Raw genomic sequence first — 17,828 nt, forward strand, 5'->3', positions numbered from 1 at the left:
GATCCAGCCGTGCGGCACGGCGTACGCGTGGCGCGGGCGGTCCTCGCTCAGCGCACCGGGAAGCCGAAGGAGTACCCCTGCTGCTTCAGCCAGGGCAGGACCTCGCGCAGCGCGGCCACGGTCTGGGCCCGGTCCCCACCCGCGTCGTGGAAGAGGACGGTCGGCCCGTTGGCGATCTCGCTCTTGACGGTGGCGACCATGGCGTCGACGCCGGGACGCTCGAAGTCCTTGGAATCGACGTTCCAGCCCAGCGGCCGCATCCCACGGGAGGCGGCGAGCTTACGGCTGTACGGGGTGAAGGCGCCGCCCGGGGCCCGGTAGTACTGCGGGCGCACGCCTCCGGACGCCTCGGTGATCATGCGTTCGGCGTCCAGGATCTGCTGGGACTGGTACGCCTCGGACTTGGAGTCCATGGCGGTGTCGTGCGAGATGGTGTGGTCACACAGCCGGTGCCCGTCCGCGACGACCTTCTTGACCAGGTCCGGGTAGGCCTTGGCCTGCGTTCCCACCATGCAGAACGTGGCCTTCACGCCGTTTTCCTCGAGCAGTCGCAGCACCTGGGGCGTCCAGGTCGGGTCCGGTCCGTCGTCGATGGTGATGTTGACGCCCCGCTCGCCGCGATCCGAGGCGTGCGCGATCTCCTCCGCCACGGCGGCCGCGGGCCCGGTGTCCGAGACACTCGCCTGCGGCTCGCGCGCTCCGGCGGGGTCGGCCTGCGCGGACCAGACCGAGGTGGCCGCGGCCAGCGCCGTCACCCCGAGACCCGCTGCCAGAAGCCGGCTGTGCCATCCCCTTCCCTTGTGCTTCGCCATGTCCGCCCGCCCCTTTGCTGCCTACGCCGATGCCGTGCCCTCATGTAGCCACACGAACCGCCCTCCAGGGCACCTCTGTTACCGATCACGGACGAACCCGCAGGAGGGCGACGACAAACGGAGGAGTTCCGCCACATACGCAGGTCGGAGGGCATCCAGCGGCTCACCCACGCCGAACGGCCCGCCACCGACGCCCCCTTACGCTCCTTGACGCCCCGTCGCATGTCGCCGGGGCCCCCGGCACGAGGAGGAGCCCGTCAGCAAGCTGACGGGCTCCCGGCGAAAGGTGGGGCTCAACCTGCCATCAGGTCAGATCGTCGGGGTGTCGTCGACGATCTCCTTGTGCGGCTCGACGACGAACTTCCAGCCGTCGCTGGGCTCCAGGAACCGCACCCGGGTCGGGTAGATGTCCAGGGCCCGGCGGTCGCGGTTCTGGTTGTTCGCGTTCTTCCGCCCGCGGGCCGGCTCCTCGTACAGGTCGACCTTGACGTCGGGCACCGCGACGGTCTCCTCGCTCCAGCGCTGGACGACTCCCGCACCGAATGCGTCCCGCGCGGCGGCGTAGAGCGACTGCAGGGATTCCTCGCTCCCGTTCGGGACGAAGAGGGCGAGGTTCAGGAGGACACCGGCGCTCTGGAGGACCTCGATCTCCTCCCCGGCCTTGTCGGCGATCCAGACCCCGGCTTCTTCGGCATTGTCCGGGAGAACGGCGACCTGTTCGCCGAAGACCGTCCTCGCGATGAAGGACCCACCCTCGAACTTCTTACCCGGCTCCGTGAGGAAGGCCGGGGCGTAGCAGTCGAGAGGAAGGCCATCCATCCCCGCCGAAACGAAGATGCTGTCCTGGAGGCCCAGCTCAGAAACCTCTTCGGCCGTAAGACGTCGAGCCGTAACCTTCTCGGTGTTCACGCCATTCCCCTTTTTTCGTGGCGTCCTGTGAATTCATAGGAACTCTACCATGAAAAAGATCACCCATCGTCACGTCGGACGCATTTCCACGCCCTTCCGGCATCGCCCCTCGCGGCGACCAATTCCCTTGAGCGGAACAGGAGATGCCCGCCACCCCATCCCGAGAGAAACACAATCGTATGGATAAATGCGGCGTTATTCGCGAGGTCGTCATTTCCCTTCGGAGCGCCGTTTTCAGCAGCCACGTCGATCCGTCTGCGTGAATTCCGCCGGACCTTGGGAACGGCGCCCGCGCGGCGCCGGGACGACACGGTCGCGACAGGAATGCGGGCTCATGTCCGGCGCTGCTCGGATACGGCCGTACCGAGCTGCGGCCCCGGTCCGCGTCCGGGCGAGCCACGTGCGCGTACCTACCTCTACGCTGGGCTCGCCAGGTACTCGGTCGACGAGCGGTTACGGAACGGGGCGTGCGGTGACGGCGGGGGAAGCGAACGGCAGGGAGCTCGTCGGGGCGCTGCTCGGGGGGCGTTACCGGGTGACCGCGCTGATCGGGCGCGGCGGCATGGGCGTCGTCGCCCGGGCGACGGACGAACTGCTGAACCGGGAAGTCGCCGTCAAGGTCCTGCGGGCCTACACCGACTCCTCGGGCTCCGAACTGGCCGATCTGCGGACCCGGATGCGACGGGAGGCGCAGGCCGCCGCCCGGATCCGGCACAGCGGCGTGGTCACCGTGCACGACGTGACCGAGGAGCGGGGCCTGCCCGTCATCGTCATGGAGCTTGTCGACGGGCACTCGCTCGACGACGTGCTGACGGAGCGCGGGACGCTGGATCCGCGCGAGGCCGCGGCGATCGGCGCCAAGCTGATGGACGCGCTCCACGCGGCGCACCGGGCCGGCGTGCTGCACCGGGACGTCAAGCCGGGCAATGTCCTGCTGGAGCGCGGCGGGCGGGTCGTGCTCACCGACTTCGGCATCGCCAGCATGGAAGCCTCCGACGACGAGGCCATGGCCAAGCTCACCCAGAGCGGCCAGCTCGTCGGCTCGCTCGACTATCTGCCGCCGGAGCGCGCGCAGGGCATGGAGCCCGGTCCCGCGTCGGACATCTGGTCGCTCGGCATGACGCTGTACGCGGCGGTGGAGGGGGCGCCCCCGTTCCGCCGTCCGTCGGCGTGGTCCACCTTGTCGGCGATCGTCACCGAGCCGCTGCCGGAGCCCCGGCGCGCGGGGCCGCTCACTCCGGTGCTGCGGGCGCTGATGGACAAGAACCCGGGGAGCCGGCCCACCGCCGACCAGGCGCGCGAGATGCTGGAGCGGGTGGCCGCGGACGGCACGGAGAGCCTCGCTCCCCAGGCCCCGGCGCGTACGCCGATGAGCTCCGCCGCCCCGACGCCGCCGCAGGACCCCGCACAGACGTCCGTACAGACTCCCGGACAGACGCCGCCGGCGCAGTACCCGGGCCCGACGCCCGCCCAGTCCCCCCACCGGATGCCGGCCCAGGGTGCCGCCGAGACGCCGCCGCCCGGGTTCGGTCCCCCGCCGTTCGTCGCGGCCGCCCCGCAGCCGCCGTACACCGGGTATCCGCCGCACGCCCAGGCGCCCGCCTTCCCGCGGACCGGCGATCCGACGGTGAGCGGTGCTCCGGGCACGGGCCGCGCCACGGCGCGCCGTTCGCGGCGGCGCAGTCGCTCCGTCGTCGCCGCGGCGGCCGCCGTCGTGCTGATCGGGGGCGGGGTGGCGTACGGCTTGATGGGCGGCTCCGGCGGTACCAGCAGCGACGAGGCGGGGACGGCGCCGGGCGGGGCCGGTTCGCCCGCGGGCAACAGCCGGCCGAGCGGGGGTGACCTGGCCACCGATGCCGCCACCCCGGGCGGCTCGCCGTCCGAGAGCTCCTCCAGGAAGCCCACCGGGGTCCCCTCGGAGCAGTCGGGCCGGACCGAGGGGCCCGGCGACCAGGCCGGCGACGCGGACCCCGGGGCATCCCCGAGCCGTGCCGGCGGCGGCACGGCCCCGAAGCCTTCCGCCTCCGCGAAACCGACGGCCTCGTCCACGACCGACCCCGGTTCGGTTTCGACGAGTTGCAACGGCTGGGGCCACCAGAACCCTTCGCCGGGCACCTACGGCTACATGTCGGGCACGTACTACATAGTCACCGGCCCGTACCAGTCGTGCTCCGGCGTCGCGCAGGCCAAGTCCGGTTCGAAGCTCTGGTACCACTGCTACGTCGTCAACGCGTACGGCAACAAGTGGATCCACGTGCGGGCCGAGGGCGCGAGCACCTCGGGCTGGATGTCCGCCGACAACCTCACCGGTCAGGTCGGCTCGGTGAACCGCTGCTGACGTTCCCTCACCGAGGGTTTCACCGGGTGGGCGCCTCGGCGAGCGACAGGCCGTTCCCGTCCGGGTCCAGCACGACGACGTGGGATCTCGTCGGCGGGGCGCCCGAAGAGGCGCGGTGCGCGCGGAGTTCAGCCCATCGCCATGCGCAGGCCGAGGCCGAGGATCAGGCAGCTGGAGACCGCGGCCGTGACCGTACGGCCGCGGCGGCTCGTGAGGGCGCCCCCGAGCAGCCTTCCGCCGCCCGCCAGCAGCAGCTGCCAGCTCGCCGAGGCGAAGGTGACGGCGGACAGGTAGGCCAGCGACTCGGCGGCGCTCATGGGCCGTTGGGCCTGCTGGCCGAGGATCAGGGTGACGAAGTAGAGGGCGGGCCACGGGTTGAGGGCGGTCAGCGCGAGATACGTGAGGTAGGCGCGCAGCGGGGTGATCCGTCGGCGGGCCGGGGCGCCTGGAGCGGGCGTGGCGGAGGCTCCGTCGGCCGCGTCACGGCCTCGCCGCAGCCCACCGGCCAGGATGCGTACGGCCATGAGCGCCAGGATCGCGAAGGCCGCCCATCGCAGCGGCCCCAGCACCGGGCGTACGACCACCACCAGCGCACTGCCCCCGAGGACGGCCGCGACGGCGTATCCGGCGTCGGCGGTGGCCGCGCCGAGCGCCGCCGCAGCGCCGGTCCGGAGGGAGGTCGCCGCCGTCATGTTCACCATCAGCACCGCGACGGCCCCGACGGGGATCGCGAGGCCGTATCCGGCGAGCAGGCCGGCGACGACGGTCCCGGTCATGAGCGGGCCTCGCCGCGTACGCCTGCCCGGCCCGGCCGACCGGGCGCACCGGGCCCGCCGGGGCCCTGGCCTGACTCCGTGTCTGCATGGCCGAGTCGGCGTCCGGTGGCGGCGAACACATCAGGGCGGAACGCATCGTTGATCATGGTCGGCTGCTCCCTCGACGGGCCGGGACATCTGCGTGGAGAACCCGGCACGCGGCTCGTTTCGGTTCCGAACCAGGTTGCGGGCCTACGATCGTGTGCGTCCATCGAAGATTTGCGTACGGAATCATGTGAGGGCATTACATGATCGACCCGCGTCTCCAGACCCTCCGCGTCCTTGCCGAGACCGGCACCGTCACCGCCACCGCCGAGTCCCTGCACCTCACCCCGTCCACCGTCTCCCAGCAGTTGCGCCGCCTCTCCGCCGAGCTGAACGTGCGGCTGCTCGAACCGCAGGGGCGCCGGGTCCAACTCACCCCGGCCGCCCGCACGCTCATCGACCACGCGGACACGTTGCACGCGCAGTGGGAGCGGGCCGTCGCCGACCTCGCCGCCCACCGGGACAACGGTCCGGGCGAGCTGCGCGTCACCTCGGTGGCGACGGCACTCGGCACGCTGGTGGTGCCGGCCATGGCCCGGCTGCTCTCCCGGCACCCGGGGATGACGTACTACCTCGGTGAGGATCCGGAGGCCGACCGCTTCCGGATGCTGCTGACCCGTGAGCGCGACATCGCCGTCGTCATCCCCGCCCCGGGCACACCGCCCTCCGACGACGAACGTTTCGAGCAGCACCTTCTCCTCCAGGAACCGCAGGACCTCCTGGTGCCGCCGGGCCACCGGTTCGCCGGCCGGGCCTCGGTCGAGCTGCACGAGGCGGCCACGGAGACATGGATCCGCGCGGGCGACCCCCGTGACCAGCACCTGTTGCTCACCTCGGCCTGCGCCGCGGCCGGCTTCTCGCCGCGTGTCACCCACAACGCCGTCGACTGGTCCGCGATCGCCGCCCTGGTCGCCGGCGGCCACGGCATCTGTCTGCTGCCGCGTCTCGCGACGTTCCCCCTGAGCGATGCCCTCGTACGCGTACCGCTGACCGGCGATGTGGTGCCGACGCGGCGGCTGGTCGGGTTCGTGCGACGGGGCGGGAGCCGCTCACCGCTGGTCAGGGACGGTCTCCGTGCCCTGCGGGAGGCGGCGGCCGAATCCGGCGGGGCCACGGCGCAGGGGAGCACACCCGGGCCATGAGCCGGTCACGGAAGCGGCCTCTTCCGTCCGGTTCCGCGTCCGCCCGGAGCGTTTCCCGAACAACCGGGGTGACGGCCGCGCAGAGTGGTGACCATGACGACACCCGCAGAGCTGCTCCGCTCCCTCGCCCGCACCCGCGCCTCGCTCGACGGGGAGGAGGTCACGTACTGGTGGTCGGGAGACGTCTACTCCTGGGCCCCGGACGAGCCCTACCAGCGCGTCTTCGGCTTCGAGGGGGTCAACGTCGCCCGTCTGGTCCAGGACGCCGAAGCCGGCCCGGACGCCTACCAACTGCTGACCCGTGAAGCCGCGTTCTATCTGGATCCCGTCAGCCGCGAGATCCTGGAGAGCTGGCAGGACCTGCCCGTGGTGCACATCTGGAACGACCCGGCCAACCAGAAGTGGCGCCCCTTCCCGGTCCCGACGACCGAGCTCGGCGGACAGGTCTGTTTCAGCCTGGAGATCCCGCTCGCCTACCCCTCGCCCCTGCCCGTCGCCCAGTACCCCCTCCACTCGGCCGGCGACACGTACAAGGCCCTGGAGCTGTTCCAGTTCTTCGCCGACCGTGCCGACCTGGCAGGCCCGGCACCCAGTGTCCCGGCCACCATGTCGTGGACCCGGATGTCCCCGTGGCTGCCCTGGATGGCCCGTGGCCAGCGGCCCGGCGGTCTCACCTTCCACTGCCGGGGCCGCAAGCTCGGCTCGTACGCCGAGGTCCCCGGACGGACCCGCGCCTACATCGCCGACCACCACCCGGAGTTCGCCCACGCCCCGGAGAAGTGGAGCGAGCCGAACGAGACCAGCTGGACCTACTTCCGGAAGCTCAACCCGCCCCGGTAGACCACCGCGCCCCCGGCCCCGGACAGCCGCTCCGGAGCTCGAACAGCGGGGCGGAAGACAGCAGTTATTGACCGATCGTTCTGAATGGGCCTAGGGTCTGGACCGTGGCAAGGACCAAGGAGTTCGACCCGGACGCGGCGCTCCAGGCAGCTCTTGAGCTGTTCTGGCGACGCGGCTACGAAGCGACCTCGATGGCCGACCTCGTGGACCACCTCGGCATCGGACGCGCCAGCATCTACGCCACCTTCGGCAACAAGCACGCGCTGTACCTGAAGGCGCTGGACCGGTACTCCGAGGGGCGCGATCCGTCCATCCTGGCCGAGCTGTCCCAGCCGGGGCCCGCGCTTCCGGCGGTGCGGGCGCTGGTACGCCGCTTCGCCGCGGAGGCCGCCGCCCCCGAAGCCCGGCTGAACGGCTGCCTCATCACCAACACCGCCTCCGAGCTCGCCCCGCACGACCCCGACGCCGCCCGCCGGGTCGAGATCAGCTGGGAGCACATCGAGACGCTGCTGCACTCCGCGCTCGTACGGGCGCGGGCGCAGGGCGAGTTGCCGGAGGCCCGCGACCCACGGGCGCTGTCCCGCATGCTGCTCGTCCTGCTCCAGGGCGTACGGATCGTCGGGAAGGCGTCCGACGACCCCACCCGGGTGCGGGACGCGGCGGAGCAGGCGCTGACCCTGCTGGACTGATCAACCGTCACCGGCACGATCGGGCACGCGGTTTCGCACGCCCGAATAACAGACCGATCGATCAATTATCCAACTCGACCGGAGCGGGCTGCTCGGCCCGACCGTCCTTCCGCTCGATGTCCTTACGCAACAAGGGGAACGCTCACATGGACCGCTTCACCGGCACCACCGTGCTCGTCACCGGCGCAGGATCCGGCCTCGGCCGCGCCATCGCACGCGCCTTCGCCGCCGAGGGCGCCTCGGTGGTCGCTGCCGGGCGCACGGCCGACTCCTTGCACGGGACGGTCGCGCTCATCGAGGCCGCCGGCGGCACCGCCGTGGCCGTCACCGCCGACGTCACCGACTCCGGGCAGCTCCGCGATCTCGTCCACGCGACCGTCACCCGCTTCGGCGGCCTCGACATCGCGGTGAACAACGCCGGGATATTCCGGGGCTCCGGGCCCGTCGGCGAGGTGGGCGAGGAGGACTGGGACGCGGTCATGCGGACCAACCTCACCGGTGTGTGGCTGGCCATGAAGCACGAGATCGCGCACATGAAGGAGAACGGCGGCGGAGTGATCGTCAACATCTCCTCCAACCTGGGCGCGCACCTCCGCGTCCCCGGGGCCGCCGCGTACCTCACCTCGAAGGCGGGGGTCTCCGCGCTGACCCGTGCCGCCGCTCTCGACCACATCCACCAGGGCATTCGCATCAACGCCGTCAGTCCGGGCGCCTCCGCCGCCCCCATGTCGCTCCGCCCCGGTGAGACGGAGGCCGAGCGTACGGAGCGGATGAAGTCGGAGAACCCCCTCGGCCGGGTCGCAGAGGCCCGGGAGGTGGCCGCCGCGGTGCTCTACCTCGCCTCGCCCGCGGCCGGTGCGGCGGTCGGCACCGACCTGGTCGTCGACAGCGGGGCGTCGGCCTGACGGTCCGGGGCTCCCGCACCCGGGCCGGCCGCCGCTGCGGCGTACCGTGCGGCGAGTTCGGCGAACGCGGCGGTCAGCTCGGGTGGTCCGACGACCTGGATGTCGGTGTCGAAGTGGCCGATGGTGGTGGCGAGGCCGGTCCACGACCAGGAGCCGAGGGTGAGGCGGCAGCGGTCGGGGCCGAGTTCCTCGACGATGCCGTCCTCCGCGAAGGGGGCCACCGCCCCGGCGGGGGCACCGAGGACGACTTCGCCTCGGCAGGGCCAGTCGGTGGTGGAGCCGTCGGTCCCCCGGAACCGTCCCGCGACGAACGCGGCCACGTCCCCGCCGGGCAGGTCACGGGGCGTGAAGCGCGGGCCGGAGGGGGTGCGGGGACGCATGCGGTCGGCGCGGAAGGTGCGCCAGTCGTCCCGGTCGAGATCCCAGGCGACCAGGTACCAGCGGCCGCGCCAGGTGACCAGGTGGTGCGGCTGCACCCGGCGGGGCCGCTCCGCCGCGGTGGGCGCTCCGGGAGCGCCGTGGACATCGGAGACACCGGCAGGACGCCGAGAGGCTCCGGCGTCCGGCCCGTAGTCGAAGCGCAGTTCCTCGCGGGCGTGGATGACGCGGCCCAGTTCCACGAGCAGCCGCGAGCCGGCCGGGGAAGCACCGCCGGCCCCGGGCGGCCGGACGGCCGTGACCCGCAGCGTGTCGATGCGCCGGCGCAGGCGCGGTGGCATGACCTGACGCACGGTGGCCAGGGCCCGGGCCGCGTCCTCCCCGATCGTGTCGTCGGTCGCCGCCGACCGCAGGGCCAGCGCCAGGGCGACCGCCTGGCCGTCGTCGAACAGCAGCGGGGGCAGATGCGCGCCGGCGTCCAGGCGGTAGCCGCCGGACGGCCCCTTGGAAGCGCGGACCGGGTACCCCAGTTCCCGTAGCCGGTCGATGTCGCGGCGCACCGTGCGCGGAGTGGTGCCGAGCCGCCCCGCGAGGTCGTCACCGGACCGGTCGCGGTGCGTCTGGAGCAGCGTGAGCAGGGCGAGCAGTCGCGCGGACGTCTTCTGCATGCCCCTCATCCTGCCCGCAGTACAGGACACATCCTGTCCGCTACCTCTGGAAGGGTCGGTACCGGGATCAGCGGAGAGAACCGCCTGGCGGACCGCGGAGCCCATGGACCACGCAGAGCCGTCACGCGGAACCACACCCGAGGAGCACGCCATGTCCGTCACGACCACCACCCACCTGAACTTCCGGGGAGACGCGCGGGCGGCGCTGGACCACTACCGGTCCGTCTTCGGCGGGCACGTCACCGTCGTCACGTACAAGGACACGGGTGACGTACGGGACGAGAGCGAGGCGGACCACGTGATGTGGGGGGAGGTGCGGGGCGACGACGGTTTCCACGTCATGGCGTACGACGTCCCCTCCCACCTGCCCTGGGACCAGGGCCGCAGCCCGTTCTTCGTCTCCGTGCGCGGGGACGGCGCGGAGGAGATCAGCGCCCTCTGGCCGAAGCTGGCGGAGGGCTCGACGGTCGTGCGGCCCCTGGGTCCGTCGCCGTGGGCACCGCTGTACGGCATGCTCACCGACCGTTTCGGTGTGACCTGGGTGCTGGACGTGGCGGCCCCCTACAACGGCTGATCCCGATACCGATCGGCCCGGTCGGGGACGAAGCGGAAGGAGGCCGGACAGCATGGTGTGCGGCAGAAAGGAGGGGCGGCTCCCATGACCGTCCTCAGCACACGCGCTCTCAACCGCGCCACCCTCGCCCGGCAGTACCTGCTGGAGCGCACGAGCGCGCCGCTCCAGGAGGTGGTGGCGCATCTGGCGGGCCTCCAGGCCCAGGAACCGCAGGAACCCTTCACCGGCCTGTGGTCCAGGCAGCGCGCCTTCACCCCCGGCCGGCTCGACCGGGCGCTGACGGACCGGCACGTCGTCCGTACGCATCTGATGCGCCGCACCGTCCACCTGGTCACCGCCGACGACGCACTCGCCTGGCGGGCCCGCCACGACGCCATGCTGCGCGGGCGGGTGCTGGCCACCTACCGGAGCGACCTCGCCGGGATCGACACCGACGAGGTCGCCGCGGCCGGCCGGGCGGTCATGGCCGACGGCCGGCCCCGCACCATGGCCGAGCTCGTGCAGGCGCTCCAGGACCGCTGGCCCGGCCCGCCGCGCCGCGCCCTGGGCGAGCTCCTCGTCGCCGCGCTCGTCCCCATGGCCCAGCTCCCCCCGCGCGGTCTGTGGCGGACGACGGCGGGCGTGCGCAATCTGCCCCTGGACGCCTGGCTCGGACGGGATCCCGCTCCCCTGCCCGAGGGCCCCGACGCCGACGACGACCCCGTGGGGCAGCAGCTGGTGCGCCGCTACCTCGCCGCCTACGGGCCCGCCTCCACCGCGGACCTCCGCTCCTGGAGCGGTCTGGCCGGACTCCCCGCGGCGGTCAGAGCCGTCCGGGACGAGCTGGTCACCTTCCGCGACGAACGCGGCCGGGTGCTCCTCGACCTGCCCGACGCGCCGCGCCCGTCCCCGGACACCCCCGCCCCGGTCCGCTTCCTCCCGGCCTTCGACAACGCGATCCTCGGCTACCGCGACCGCAGCCGCATCATCGACGACGCCGACCTCGGGCTGTCCGTCGCGGGCTTGCGCGCCGTGCTCGTCGACGGCCGCGTCGCCGCCACCTGGACCACCCAGGACCGGCGGCTCGGCATCACGCCCCTGCGGCGCCTCTCCCGTCAGGAGCGGGAAGCCGTCGAGGAGGAGGCCCACGCCCTGGCGGTCTTCCTGGACCGGGGCATCGACGGCATCGGTTTCACGGCCTCCCCCACGGCGGCGCCGTGACCCCTGCCGAGCGGCGCCCGGCGGACGTTCGCTCCGGACACGGCAGGAGGGCACGGTGTACAGTTTTTGAGTCCTGTCGTCTCCGATAGAGGTGGACGTTGCGCATCTGAGGTCCGCGATCATCGCGCGGTACGGCCCCCGCCGTAGCCCGTCACGCCCTGTCGGCCTTCCTGCCGCCCCGTGACCCACCGCGTGGATGCGACCTCGGTGCATGAGCCGTCCCCCGCACGTCGGACGGACCACACCCCTTCCTCCCCGGCCGGTCGCCGCGTGGTGCTCGCACACGAAGCCCCTGTTCACACGCTTTCGACCGCGAGGATCACATGTCTCATCCCACGGCACCCGCCGCCTCCCTCAGCTGCTCGTCCCTGTCCTTCCGGTGGCCGGACGGCACGGAGGTCTTCGACGGGCTCTCCCTCAGCGTCGGCCGGGGCCGCGCCGGGCTCGTCGGGACCAACGGTTCCGGCAAGTCGACCCTGCTGCGGCTGCTGGCCGGCCGGCTGAAGCCCTCCGCCGGCTCGGTGACCGTCGGCGGCCACCTCGCCTACCTCCCGCAGAACCTCACCCTCGACACCGGTCTCCGCGTCGAGGACGCCCTCGGCATCACCGAGCGGCGTACGGCGCTGCGCGCGATCGAGGCGGGCGACGTCGCCGACGAGCACTTCGAGACCGTCGGCGACGACTGGGACGTCGAGGAGCGGGCCCTGGCGACCCTGGGTTCGCTCGGCCTCGGCGACGTCGGCCTCGACCGCACCGTGGGGCAGCTGTCCGGCGGCGAGACCGTGCTGCTGCGGCTGGCCGCGCTGCTGCTGGAGCGCCCCGACGTCCTGCTGCTCGACGAACCGACCAACAACCTCGACGTGTTCGCGCGCCGCCGGCTGTACGACGCCGTCGAGTCCTGGCGTTCCGGGGTGCTCCTGGTCGTCAGCCACGACCGCGACCTGCTGGAACGGGTGGACCGCATCGCCGATCTGCGCGCGGGTGCGGTGAGTTGGTACGGCGGGGGCTGGTCCGCGTACGAGGAGGCGCTGGCCACCCAGCAGGAGGCGGCGGGCCGCATGGTGCGGGCCGCCGAGTCCGACGTACGCCGGCAGAAGCGCGAACTGGAGGAGGCACAGATCAAGGTGGCCCGCCGCCAGCGGCACAACAAGAAGATGGACGCGCAGCGGCGTGCGCCGAGGATCGTCGCGGGCGAGCACAAGCGGTCATCCCAGGAGGCGGCGGGCAAGCTCCGCGGGCTGCACGAGGACCGGCTCCAGGAGGCACGGGAGCGGCTCGACACCGCGTCCGAGGCGATCCGGGAGGACGCCGAGATCCGGGTGCGGCTCCCCCACACCGCCGTCCCCGCGGGCCGCACGGTGCTGAGCGCGCACGGGCTCCGCCCCCGCTTCGGGGCCCTGCGCGACGGCGAACTCCACGTCCAGGGGCCCGAACGCATCGCGCTGATCGGGCGCAACGGGGCGGGCAAGACGACGCTGCTGCGCACCCTCACCGGGGAGCTTGCGCCCGAGGCCGGTGAGGCCCGGACGCATGTGCCGCTGCGCTTCCTGCCGCAGCGGCTCGACGTCCTGGACGACGGGCTGAGCGTCGCCGCGAACGTGTCCCGCGTGGCGCCGGGGACCACCGACAACGAGATCCGCTCGCAGCTCGCCCGCTTCCTGTTCAAGGGGGCGCGCGCCGAGCAGCCGGCGGGGACCCTGTCGGGCGGCGAACGCTTCCGGGCCGCCCTCGCGGCGACGATGCTGGCGACCCCCGCCCCGCAGCTGCTGATGCTCGACGAGCCGACCAACAACCTGGACCTGGCGAGCGTGCGGCAGCTGACGAGCGCCCTGGAGTCCTACGAGGGTGCGCTGATCATCGCCGGCCACGACCTGACGTTCCTGGAGTCGGTGGGCATCACGCGCTGGCTGCTCGTCGGGGAGGAGCTCACGGAGCTGGGCGCCGACGAGGTGCGCGAGCTGATCGGCGCACCCGACACGATCGGGTGAGCGGTGGTGTACTGGAAGGGTGCGGGCCGCGCTCCCGGGCCCGCCCCAGGCACCACCGGCTACCGATCCGGATCTCGCCATGCACCGTCCCCATGGATTCAGCGGCGTTCCCCGGGCCCTCGCGGGCGCGGCCGTCGTCCTGCTGGCGGCCGGAGGCCCGGCCGCCGCGACCGCTACGGCCGGGCCGCCCCCGGCCGTAGCGGCGGCCTCACCGGCCCCCGGCGCGTCCGTCTTCCCGTCCGACCGGACCGACCCGCGTACGGCGACCGCCGAGCTCACCATCCCGGCGATCGGCATGACGGACCTGCGCGTGGTCCCGTACGAGGGCACGACGGACGACGGGCCCGGCACCCGCATCCAGGACCGCGGTATCGCGGCCAGCCCGTACGGCGAGGACGGCGGCGTCGGGCCGGGCGGGACGGGGAACTACCTCGTCACGGCCCACCGGATCGCCGCCGGGGGCCCGTTCCGGGAGCTGCCGTCGCTGGACAAGGGCGACAAGGTCCTGGTCAGGGAGGGCGGCACGGTGTACGAGTACCGGATCACGGAGACCCGGCAGACGTCCTTCAGGTCCGAGCGCTCGCTCACCGAACAGCGGGCCGAGGTGCCGGGAGAGCCGGGCGAGGAACCGTCCCGGGCGATGATCACCCTCTCCACCTGTGCGACCCCGGAGGACGACGCGGCCGGGAACTTCTGGCGCGACGCCCACCACAATCCGGAGCACCGCATCGACAAGATCGGCGTCCTGGTGTCCTCCCGGCCGGCCTGAACCACCGGCCGTGCCCCGCCGTCAGGAACCGCCGGGCATGTCGTCGGGCAGCTCCAGCCACCGCGCCTCACCCGGCTCGACGACGTACGCGCTGCCGTCCAGCCTGACCCGTACCCCCGGCCGCTCCGAGTCCGGTACGGCGATCCGGAGGCGCTCGGCGCGCAGCCGCAGGTCGACGTCCCAGTGGCGTCGGAAGCGGAGCCGCATGCGGAACTTCGAGAGCTGGGGCAGCGTGGCCGGCGCGAGCCACAGGGCGTCGTCGCGGGTGTCCAGGCCAGTCATCCCGCGCTGGACGAAGTCGAGGGTGCCGGCCATCGCGCCGAGGTGGATGCCCTCCTCCGTCGTACCGCCCTGGATGTCGGCCACATCGCCGATCAGCGCCTCCTCGCAGTACGTCCAGGCGTCGTCGCGGTGGACCCGCGCCAGCACCCAGGCGTGCACGAGGGAACTGAGGGTGGAGCCGTGGCTCGTACGGCCCACGTAGTAGTCGACGGTGTCCCGCCAGGCGTCGTCGTCGAGCGCGTGGCCCAGCCGCCGGAACAGCGCGGCGAGTTCCTTCGGTGCGAAGAGGTAGCCGAGCATGAGGACGTCGGCCTGCTTGGACGCCTGGTAGCGGTTGACGGTGTCGCCCTCCGCCTCCAGGATCCGGTCGAGCCGCCTGATGTCCCCGTACCGCTGCCGGTAGCCGTCCCAGTCCAGCTCCTCCAGATCGCCGTATCCGGCGAACTGGCTGATGACACCGCGGTGCTGGGGAACGTACAGCCGCCGGGAGATGTCGTCCCAGTGCTCCAGCTCCGCCGGGTCGAGCCGGATCGTCTCCAGGAGCTGCGCGCACCGGCTCGGCGGCAGGGAGCCGCAGAGCTCACCGGCGCGTGCCAGCACCCAGGACGCCGTCACGTTCGTGTACGTGTTGTCGTCGAGCCCCGCCGCGTCGGAGTCCGGGTAGGCGTCGTGGTACTCGTCGGGCCCGACGACCCCCCGGATCCGGTAGCGCCCGACGGAGGCGTCCCACTGCGCGCTGTCCGCCCAGAAGCGGGCGATCTGCATCACCATCTCGGCGCCCTTGGAGTAGAGGTACTCCGTGTCGCCGGTGGCCTGGCAGTACTGCCACACGTTGTACGCGACCGCCGAGCCGACATGGTGCTGCAACCGCGAACGGTCGGGCAGCCAGCGCCCCGAACGCGGGTTGAGATGGAGCTCCTGGGTCTCCTCGCGCCCCTCGGACGCGCTCTGCCACGGGTACATCGCCCCCTCCCGGCCCACGGCCCGCGCGGCGGCGCAGGCGGCGGGGAGCCGGCGGTGGCGGTAGTCGAGCAACCCCCTGGAGACCTCCGGGAGATGCAGATTCAGGAAGGGCAGGACGAACAGCTCGTCCCAGAAGACGTGTCCCCGGTACGCCTCGCCGTGCAGCCCTCGCGCCGGCACCCCGACATCGAGTTCCGCCGTGTGCGGGGAGAGGGTCTGGAGCACGTGGAAGAGGTGCAGCCGCAGGATGTGCCCGGGCTCGCCGGGCACCTCGATCTTCACCTGCTGCCACAGGTCGGCCCAGGCCCGGCGGTGCGAGGCCCGCAGCCGTACGTACGCCGGGGCCTCGCCCACCGCGGACACGGCGGCCCGCAGCGGACTGCCGATGGCCGGGTCGCGGGAGGTGTAGAGGGCCACCGTCTTGTCGACGACGGCACCGGAGTCCGGGGCGATCGGCAGCCGCAGCGTCTGGTGGACCGCGCGGGGCTGCTGCTCCGGTTCGGCCCGGTGGTCACCGTTGCGCTCGGGTCCGCAGGAGGCCACCGTGCGGGCGGCGAGGGCGATCCCGATGTCCGACTCCACCGTGCGGCAGCGCAGCCAGACCATGGACCCGGGTTCGGTGCCGGTCTCCCAGCCGGCGAGGTGGCGGTCGGCCAGTTCGCGGTAGCGCGCGACACCGTTGTTACGGATGTCCCCGTCGATCCCGGACTCCACCTCCAGCTCGCCCGACCAGCCCTCGGCGGTGAACACCGTGTGCAGCGCGGCGAGATGGGGGTCGCCCATGTGAACCAGCCGTTCCTGCTCCACCGTCAGCCGGCGGCCGGCCCTGTCCTCGTACACCGAACGGCGGTTGAGGATCCCGCCGCGCAGGTCGAGCGACTGCCGGTGGTCCACGAGGTAGGCGTGGTCGGGGGTCAGCCACGGGCCCGTGCGGGAGCCGGCGGGGCGGATGCGGTAGCGCAGCGGCAGCCAGTTGGGGAGGTTGACCACGTCCTCGTTCTCGACCTGGCGCCCCTGGACGGAGGACGTCAGCCGGTTGAAGCAGCCCGCCACATAGGTGCCCGGGTAGTGCTTCTCCGCGGCGGGGGTCTCGGGCGCGGCTCCCCGGGTGGCGAAGTAGCCGTTGCCGAGGGTGCACAGCGCTTCGTGCAGGCGCTCCTTCTCCGGGTCGTACCCCTCGTACGCCCAGACCCAGCCGCGCGCCATCAGTCCTCCCCGGTGATCAGCAGGTCGCCCGGGTCGGCCACCACGAGGTCGGCACCGTGGCGGCGCAGGTCGGCGGCGCCCTCGGAGGTGTCCGTCCGGTCCACCCCGACGACGAGCCCGAAGCCGCCCCGGCGGCCCGCCTCGACGCCGGCCAGCGCGTCCTCCACGACGGCGGAGTCCCCGGGCGGGACGCCCAGGCGCCGTGCCGCCTCGGTGAACAGGGCGGGGTCAGGCTTGCCCGGCAGCTCCAGCCGGCGTGCCTCGTTGCCGTCGACCACGGTGGTGAACAGGTCCAGGAGCCCTGCCCGTGACAGCAGTTCGGTCGCGTGCCGGGACGCGGACGCGGCGGCGATCGGCACCCGTGCCTCGTGCAGCACGTGCAGCAGTCGGACCGTGCCGGGCCAGACGGCGATCGGCCGGGTGCGCAGGGTCCGGGTGAACGCCTCGTCCTTCCGTGCGGCGACGGCCCACACCGTTCCGGTGCCGGGGGGATCGTCGGGGCTGCCCTCGGGGAGGTCGAGACCCCTGGAGGCCAGGAAGGCGGCCGCACCGTCCTTGCGTGCCTTGCCGTCGACGTAGCGCCGGTACTCGGCCTCCTCGTCGAAGGGCGGCAGGTCTCCGTGGGAGGCCAGGCAGGCGTCGAACGCCTCCTTCCAGGCCGCGGCGTGTGCCGGGGCGGAGTCGGTGATCACACCGTCCGTGTCGAAGACGACGGCGTGTACGGAGAGCAGGACTGCGGCCGGTGACGGTGCACGTGCCATGACCGGTGGTCCCTTCGTCGAGGCGTCCCCGTTCCATGGCACCAGGTTCCGGACCGGGCCGCTCCTCGTGGCCTCCGGAGGCTGGTTCTCCGGCGCGACCTCGTGGCAACCTCCGAGGAAAGCACTGGCAAAAAGTCGGAAAAGTTTCTAAATGTCTCGTTCGGGGCTACCGTAAAAACATGGCCAGAACCGAGCGTCAGACCGACAGGCAGGCGGAGTACGTGTGTCCGGCCTGCAAGCAGCCCGTCGCGACCGTACTGGCGCGGCACAAAACTCTCGGCATCTTCGTCCCGCACTGGGGACCGGGGCCGTGCGACAACGCCGAGTGCCACCGTCATGAGGGGATGTCCGCGGAGCCGGGCCGGGTCCCGTCCGCGGGAGCGGGGGGTGTGCGGAGCCGGGGGTCCTCGGTGTGATCGGTGTCCCCGTTGCGAGAGGCGTTCTCCGCGCGAGAGGCGTCCTCGGTGTCATCGATGCCCTCGGTGGGAGAGGGGGCCTCGGTGTCATCGATGCCCTCGGCGGGAGAGGGGGCCTCGGTGTCATG

At 72.6% G+C, this 17,828-nt stretch carries 15 protein-coding genes; 9 read left to right on the plus strand and 6 right to left on the minus strand.

Annotation, left to right across the window (positions count from 1 at the left end; translation table 11 throughout):
- Positions 1 to 47 precede the first annotated feature (47 nt).
- Together ACZ607_RS25515 and ACZ607_RS25520 are read right to left on the minus strand one after the other, a co-directional pair.
- Positions 48 to 812 (minus strand): polysaccharide deacetylase family protein, encoded by a 765-nt coding sequence (locus tag ACZ607_RS25515; protein ID WP_469738152.1) that lies wholly within the window; start codon positions 810 to 812, stop codon positions 48 to 50.
- A gap of 309 nt (positions 813 to 1,121) precedes the next feature.
- On the minus strand, positions 1,122 to 1,721 hold the full coding sequence (locus ACZ607_RS25520) for a hypothetical protein (protein WP_469738154.1): 600 nt from the start codon (positions 1,719 to 1,721) through the stop codon (positions 1,122 to 1,124).
- Between the two features lie 472 nt (positions 1,722 to 2,193).
- Here ACZ607_RS25520 and ACZ607_RS25525 point away from each other — a divergent pair, with 472 nt between their 5' ends.
- The gene (locus ACZ607_RS25525) at positions 2,194 to 4,059 is read left to right on the plus strand and encodes a serine/threonine-protein kinase (RefSeq protein ID WP_469738156.1); all 1,866 of its coding nucleotides are present in this window, start codon (positions 2,194 to 2,196) and stop codon (positions 4,057 to 4,059) included.
- Between the two features lie 128 nt (positions 4,060 to 4,187).
- Here the strand turns inward: ACZ607_RS25525 and ACZ607_RS25530 are convergent, their stop codons facing one another.
- Positions 4,188 to 4,835 (minus strand): LysE family transporter, encoded by a 648-nt coding sequence (locus tag ACZ607_RS25530; RefSeq protein ID WP_469738157.1) that lies wholly within the window; start codon positions 4,833 to 4,835, stop codon positions 4,188 to 4,190.
- Between the two features lie 287 nt (positions 4,836 to 5,122).
- Here ACZ607_RS25530 and ACZ607_RS25535 point away from each other — a divergent pair, with 287 nt between their 5' ends.
- The 4 genes from ACZ607_RS25535 to ACZ607_RS25550 all read left to right on the plus strand — a co-directional run bounded on the left by ACZ607_RS25535 (position 5,123) and on the right by ACZ607_RS25550 (position 8,495).
- Positions 5,123 to 6,061, plus strand: coding sequence for a LysR family transcriptional regulator (locus tag ACZ607_RS25535; RefSeq protein ID WP_469738159.1), 939 nt, complete (start codon positions 5,123 to 5,125; stop codon positions 6,059 to 6,061).
- Between the two features lie 93 nt (positions 6,062 to 6,154).
- Entirely contained in the window at positions 6,155 to 6,901 is a 747-nt protein-coding gene (locus ACZ607_RS25540) for a DUF1838 family protein (protein ID WP_469738161.1), read from the plus strand.
- A 104-nt stretch (positions 6,902 to 7,005) separates the two neighbouring features.
- A complete protein-coding gene (locus ACZ607_RS25545; protein ID WP_469738162.1) occupies positions 7,006 to 7,590 on the plus strand; it encodes a TetR/AcrR family transcriptional regulator in 585 nt (194 codons plus the stop codon).
- 146 nt (positions 7,591 to 7,736) lie between these two features.
- A complete protein-coding gene (locus tag ACZ607_RS25550; protein ID WP_469738164.1) occupies positions 7,737 to 8,495 on the plus strand; it encodes an SDR family NAD(P)-dependent oxidoreductase in 759 nt (252 codons plus the stop codon).
- On the opposite strand, the gene ACZ607_RS25555 is transcribed toward ACZ607_RS25550, so the two are convergent.
- Positions 8,423 to 9,541 carry a helix-turn-helix transcriptional regulator gene (locus tag ACZ607_RS25555; protein WP_469738166.1) on the minus strand — a complete coding sequence of 373 codons (1,119 nt, stop codon included), beginning with the start codon at positions 9,539 to 9,541 and terminating at the stop codon, positions 8,423 to 8,425. The two genes, ACZ607_RS25550 and ACZ607_RS25555, sit on opposite strands and share 73 nt — an antisense overlap.
- A gap of 151 nt (positions 9,542 to 9,692) precedes the next feature.
- Between ACZ607_RS25555 and ACZ607_RS25560 the strand changes: the two genes are divergently transcribed.
- From ACZ607_RS25560 to ACZ607_RS25575, 4 genes are all read left to right on the plus strand, one after another.
- On the plus strand, positions 9,693 to 10,115 hold the full coding sequence (locus ACZ607_RS25560; RefSeq protein WP_469738168.1) for a VOC family protein: 423 nt from the start codon (positions 9,693 to 9,695) through the stop codon (positions 10,113 to 10,115).
- Between the two features lie 84 nt (positions 10,116 to 10,199).
- Complete coding sequence (locus tag ACZ607_RS25565; RefSeq protein ID WP_469738170.1) at positions 10,200 to 11,315, plus strand: winged helix DNA-binding domain-containing protein; 1,116 nt, start codon at positions 10,200 to 10,202, stop codon at positions 11,313 to 11,315.
- Between the two features lie 323 nt (positions 11,316 to 11,638).
- Positions 11,639 to 13,303, plus strand: coding sequence for an ABC-F family ATP-binding cassette domain-containing protein (locus tag ACZ607_RS25570; protein ID WP_469738172.1), 1,665 nt, complete (start codon positions 11,639 to 11,641; stop codon positions 13,301 to 13,303).
- A 79-nt stretch (positions 13,304 to 13,382) separates the two neighbouring features.
- On the plus strand, positions 13,383 to 14,072 hold the full coding sequence (locus ACZ607_RS25575) for a class E sortase (RefSeq protein WP_469738174.1): 690 nt from the start codon (positions 13,383 to 13,385) through the stop codon (positions 14,070 to 14,072).
- 21 nt (positions 14,073 to 14,093) lie between these two features.
- On the opposite strand, the gene ACZ607_RS25580 is transcribed toward ACZ607_RS25575, so the two are convergent.
- Together ACZ607_RS25580 and ACZ607_RS25585 are read right to left on the minus strand one after the other, a co-directional pair.
- Positions 14,094 to 16,523 carry a glycoside hydrolase family 65 protein gene (locus ACZ607_RS25580; protein ID WP_469738176.1) on the minus strand — a complete coding sequence of 810 codons (2,430 nt, stop codon included), beginning with the start codon at positions 16,521 to 16,523 and terminating at the stop codon, positions 14,094 to 14,096.
- Positions 16,523 to 17,284: an HAD family hydrolase gene (locus ACZ607_RS25585; protein ID WP_469738177.1), complete on the minus strand. Its 762-nt coding sequence runs from the start codon at positions 17,282 to 17,284 to the stop codon at positions 16,523 to 16,525. The genes ACZ607_RS25580 and ACZ607_RS25585 overlap by 1 nt, the downstream gene beginning before the upstream one ends.
- Positions 17,285 to 17,828 lie beyond the last annotated feature (544 nt).

This window comes from Streptomyces sp. NPDC104381, assembly GCF_055583745.1.

Bases quoted from the DNA above. Each gene is read 5' to 3' on its own strand.
- ACZ607_RS25570 (WP_469738172.1), top strand. From the start codon at position 11,639: ATGTCTCATCCCACGGCACCCGCCGCCTCCCTCAGCTGCTCGTCCCTG.
- ACZ607_RS25585 (WP_469738177.1), bottom strand. From the start codon at position 17,284: ATGGCACGTGCACCGTCACCGGCCGCAGTCCTGCTCTCCGTACACGCC.
- ACZ607_RS25555 (WP_469738166.1), bottom strand. From the start codon at position 9,541: ATGCAGAAGACGTCCGCGCGACTGCTCGCCCTGCTCACGCTGCTCCAG.
- ACZ607_RS25575 (WP_469738174.1), top strand. From the start codon at position 13,383: ATGCACCGTCCCCATGGATTCAGCGGCGTTCCCCGGGCCCTCGCGGGC.
- ACZ607_RS25540 (WP_469738161.1), top strand. From the start codon at position 6,155: ATGACGACACCCGCAGAGCTGCTCCGCTCCCTCGCCCGCACCCGCGCC.
- ACZ607_RS25560 (WP_469738168.1), top strand. From the start codon at position 9,693: ATGTCCGTCACGACCACCACCCACCTGAACTTCCGGGGAGACGCGCGG.
- ACZ607_RS25580 (WP_469738176.1), bottom strand. From the start codon at position 16,523: ATGGCGCGCGGCTGGGTCTGGGCGTACGAGGGGTACGACCCGGAGAAG.
- ACZ607_RS25515 (WP_469738152.1), bottom strand. From the start codon at position 812: ATGGCGAAGCACAAGGGAAGGGGATGGCACAGCCGGCTTCTGGCAGCG.
- ACZ607_RS25535 (WP_469738159.1), top strand. From the start codon at position 5,123: ATGATCGACCCGCGTCTCCAGACCCTCCGCGTCCTTGCCGAGACCGGC.
- ACZ607_RS25565 (WP_469738170.1), top strand. From the start codon at position 10,200: ATGACCGTCCTCAGCACACGCGCTCTCAACCGCGCCACCCTCGCCCGG.
- ACZ607_RS25550 (WP_469738164.1), top strand. From the start codon at position 7,737: ATGGACCGCTTCACCGGCACCACCGTGCTCGTCACCGGCGCAGGATCC.
- ACZ607_RS25530 (WP_469738157.1), bottom strand. From the start codon at position 4,835: ATGACCGGGACCGTCGTCGCCGGCCTGCTCGCCGGATACGGCCTCGCG.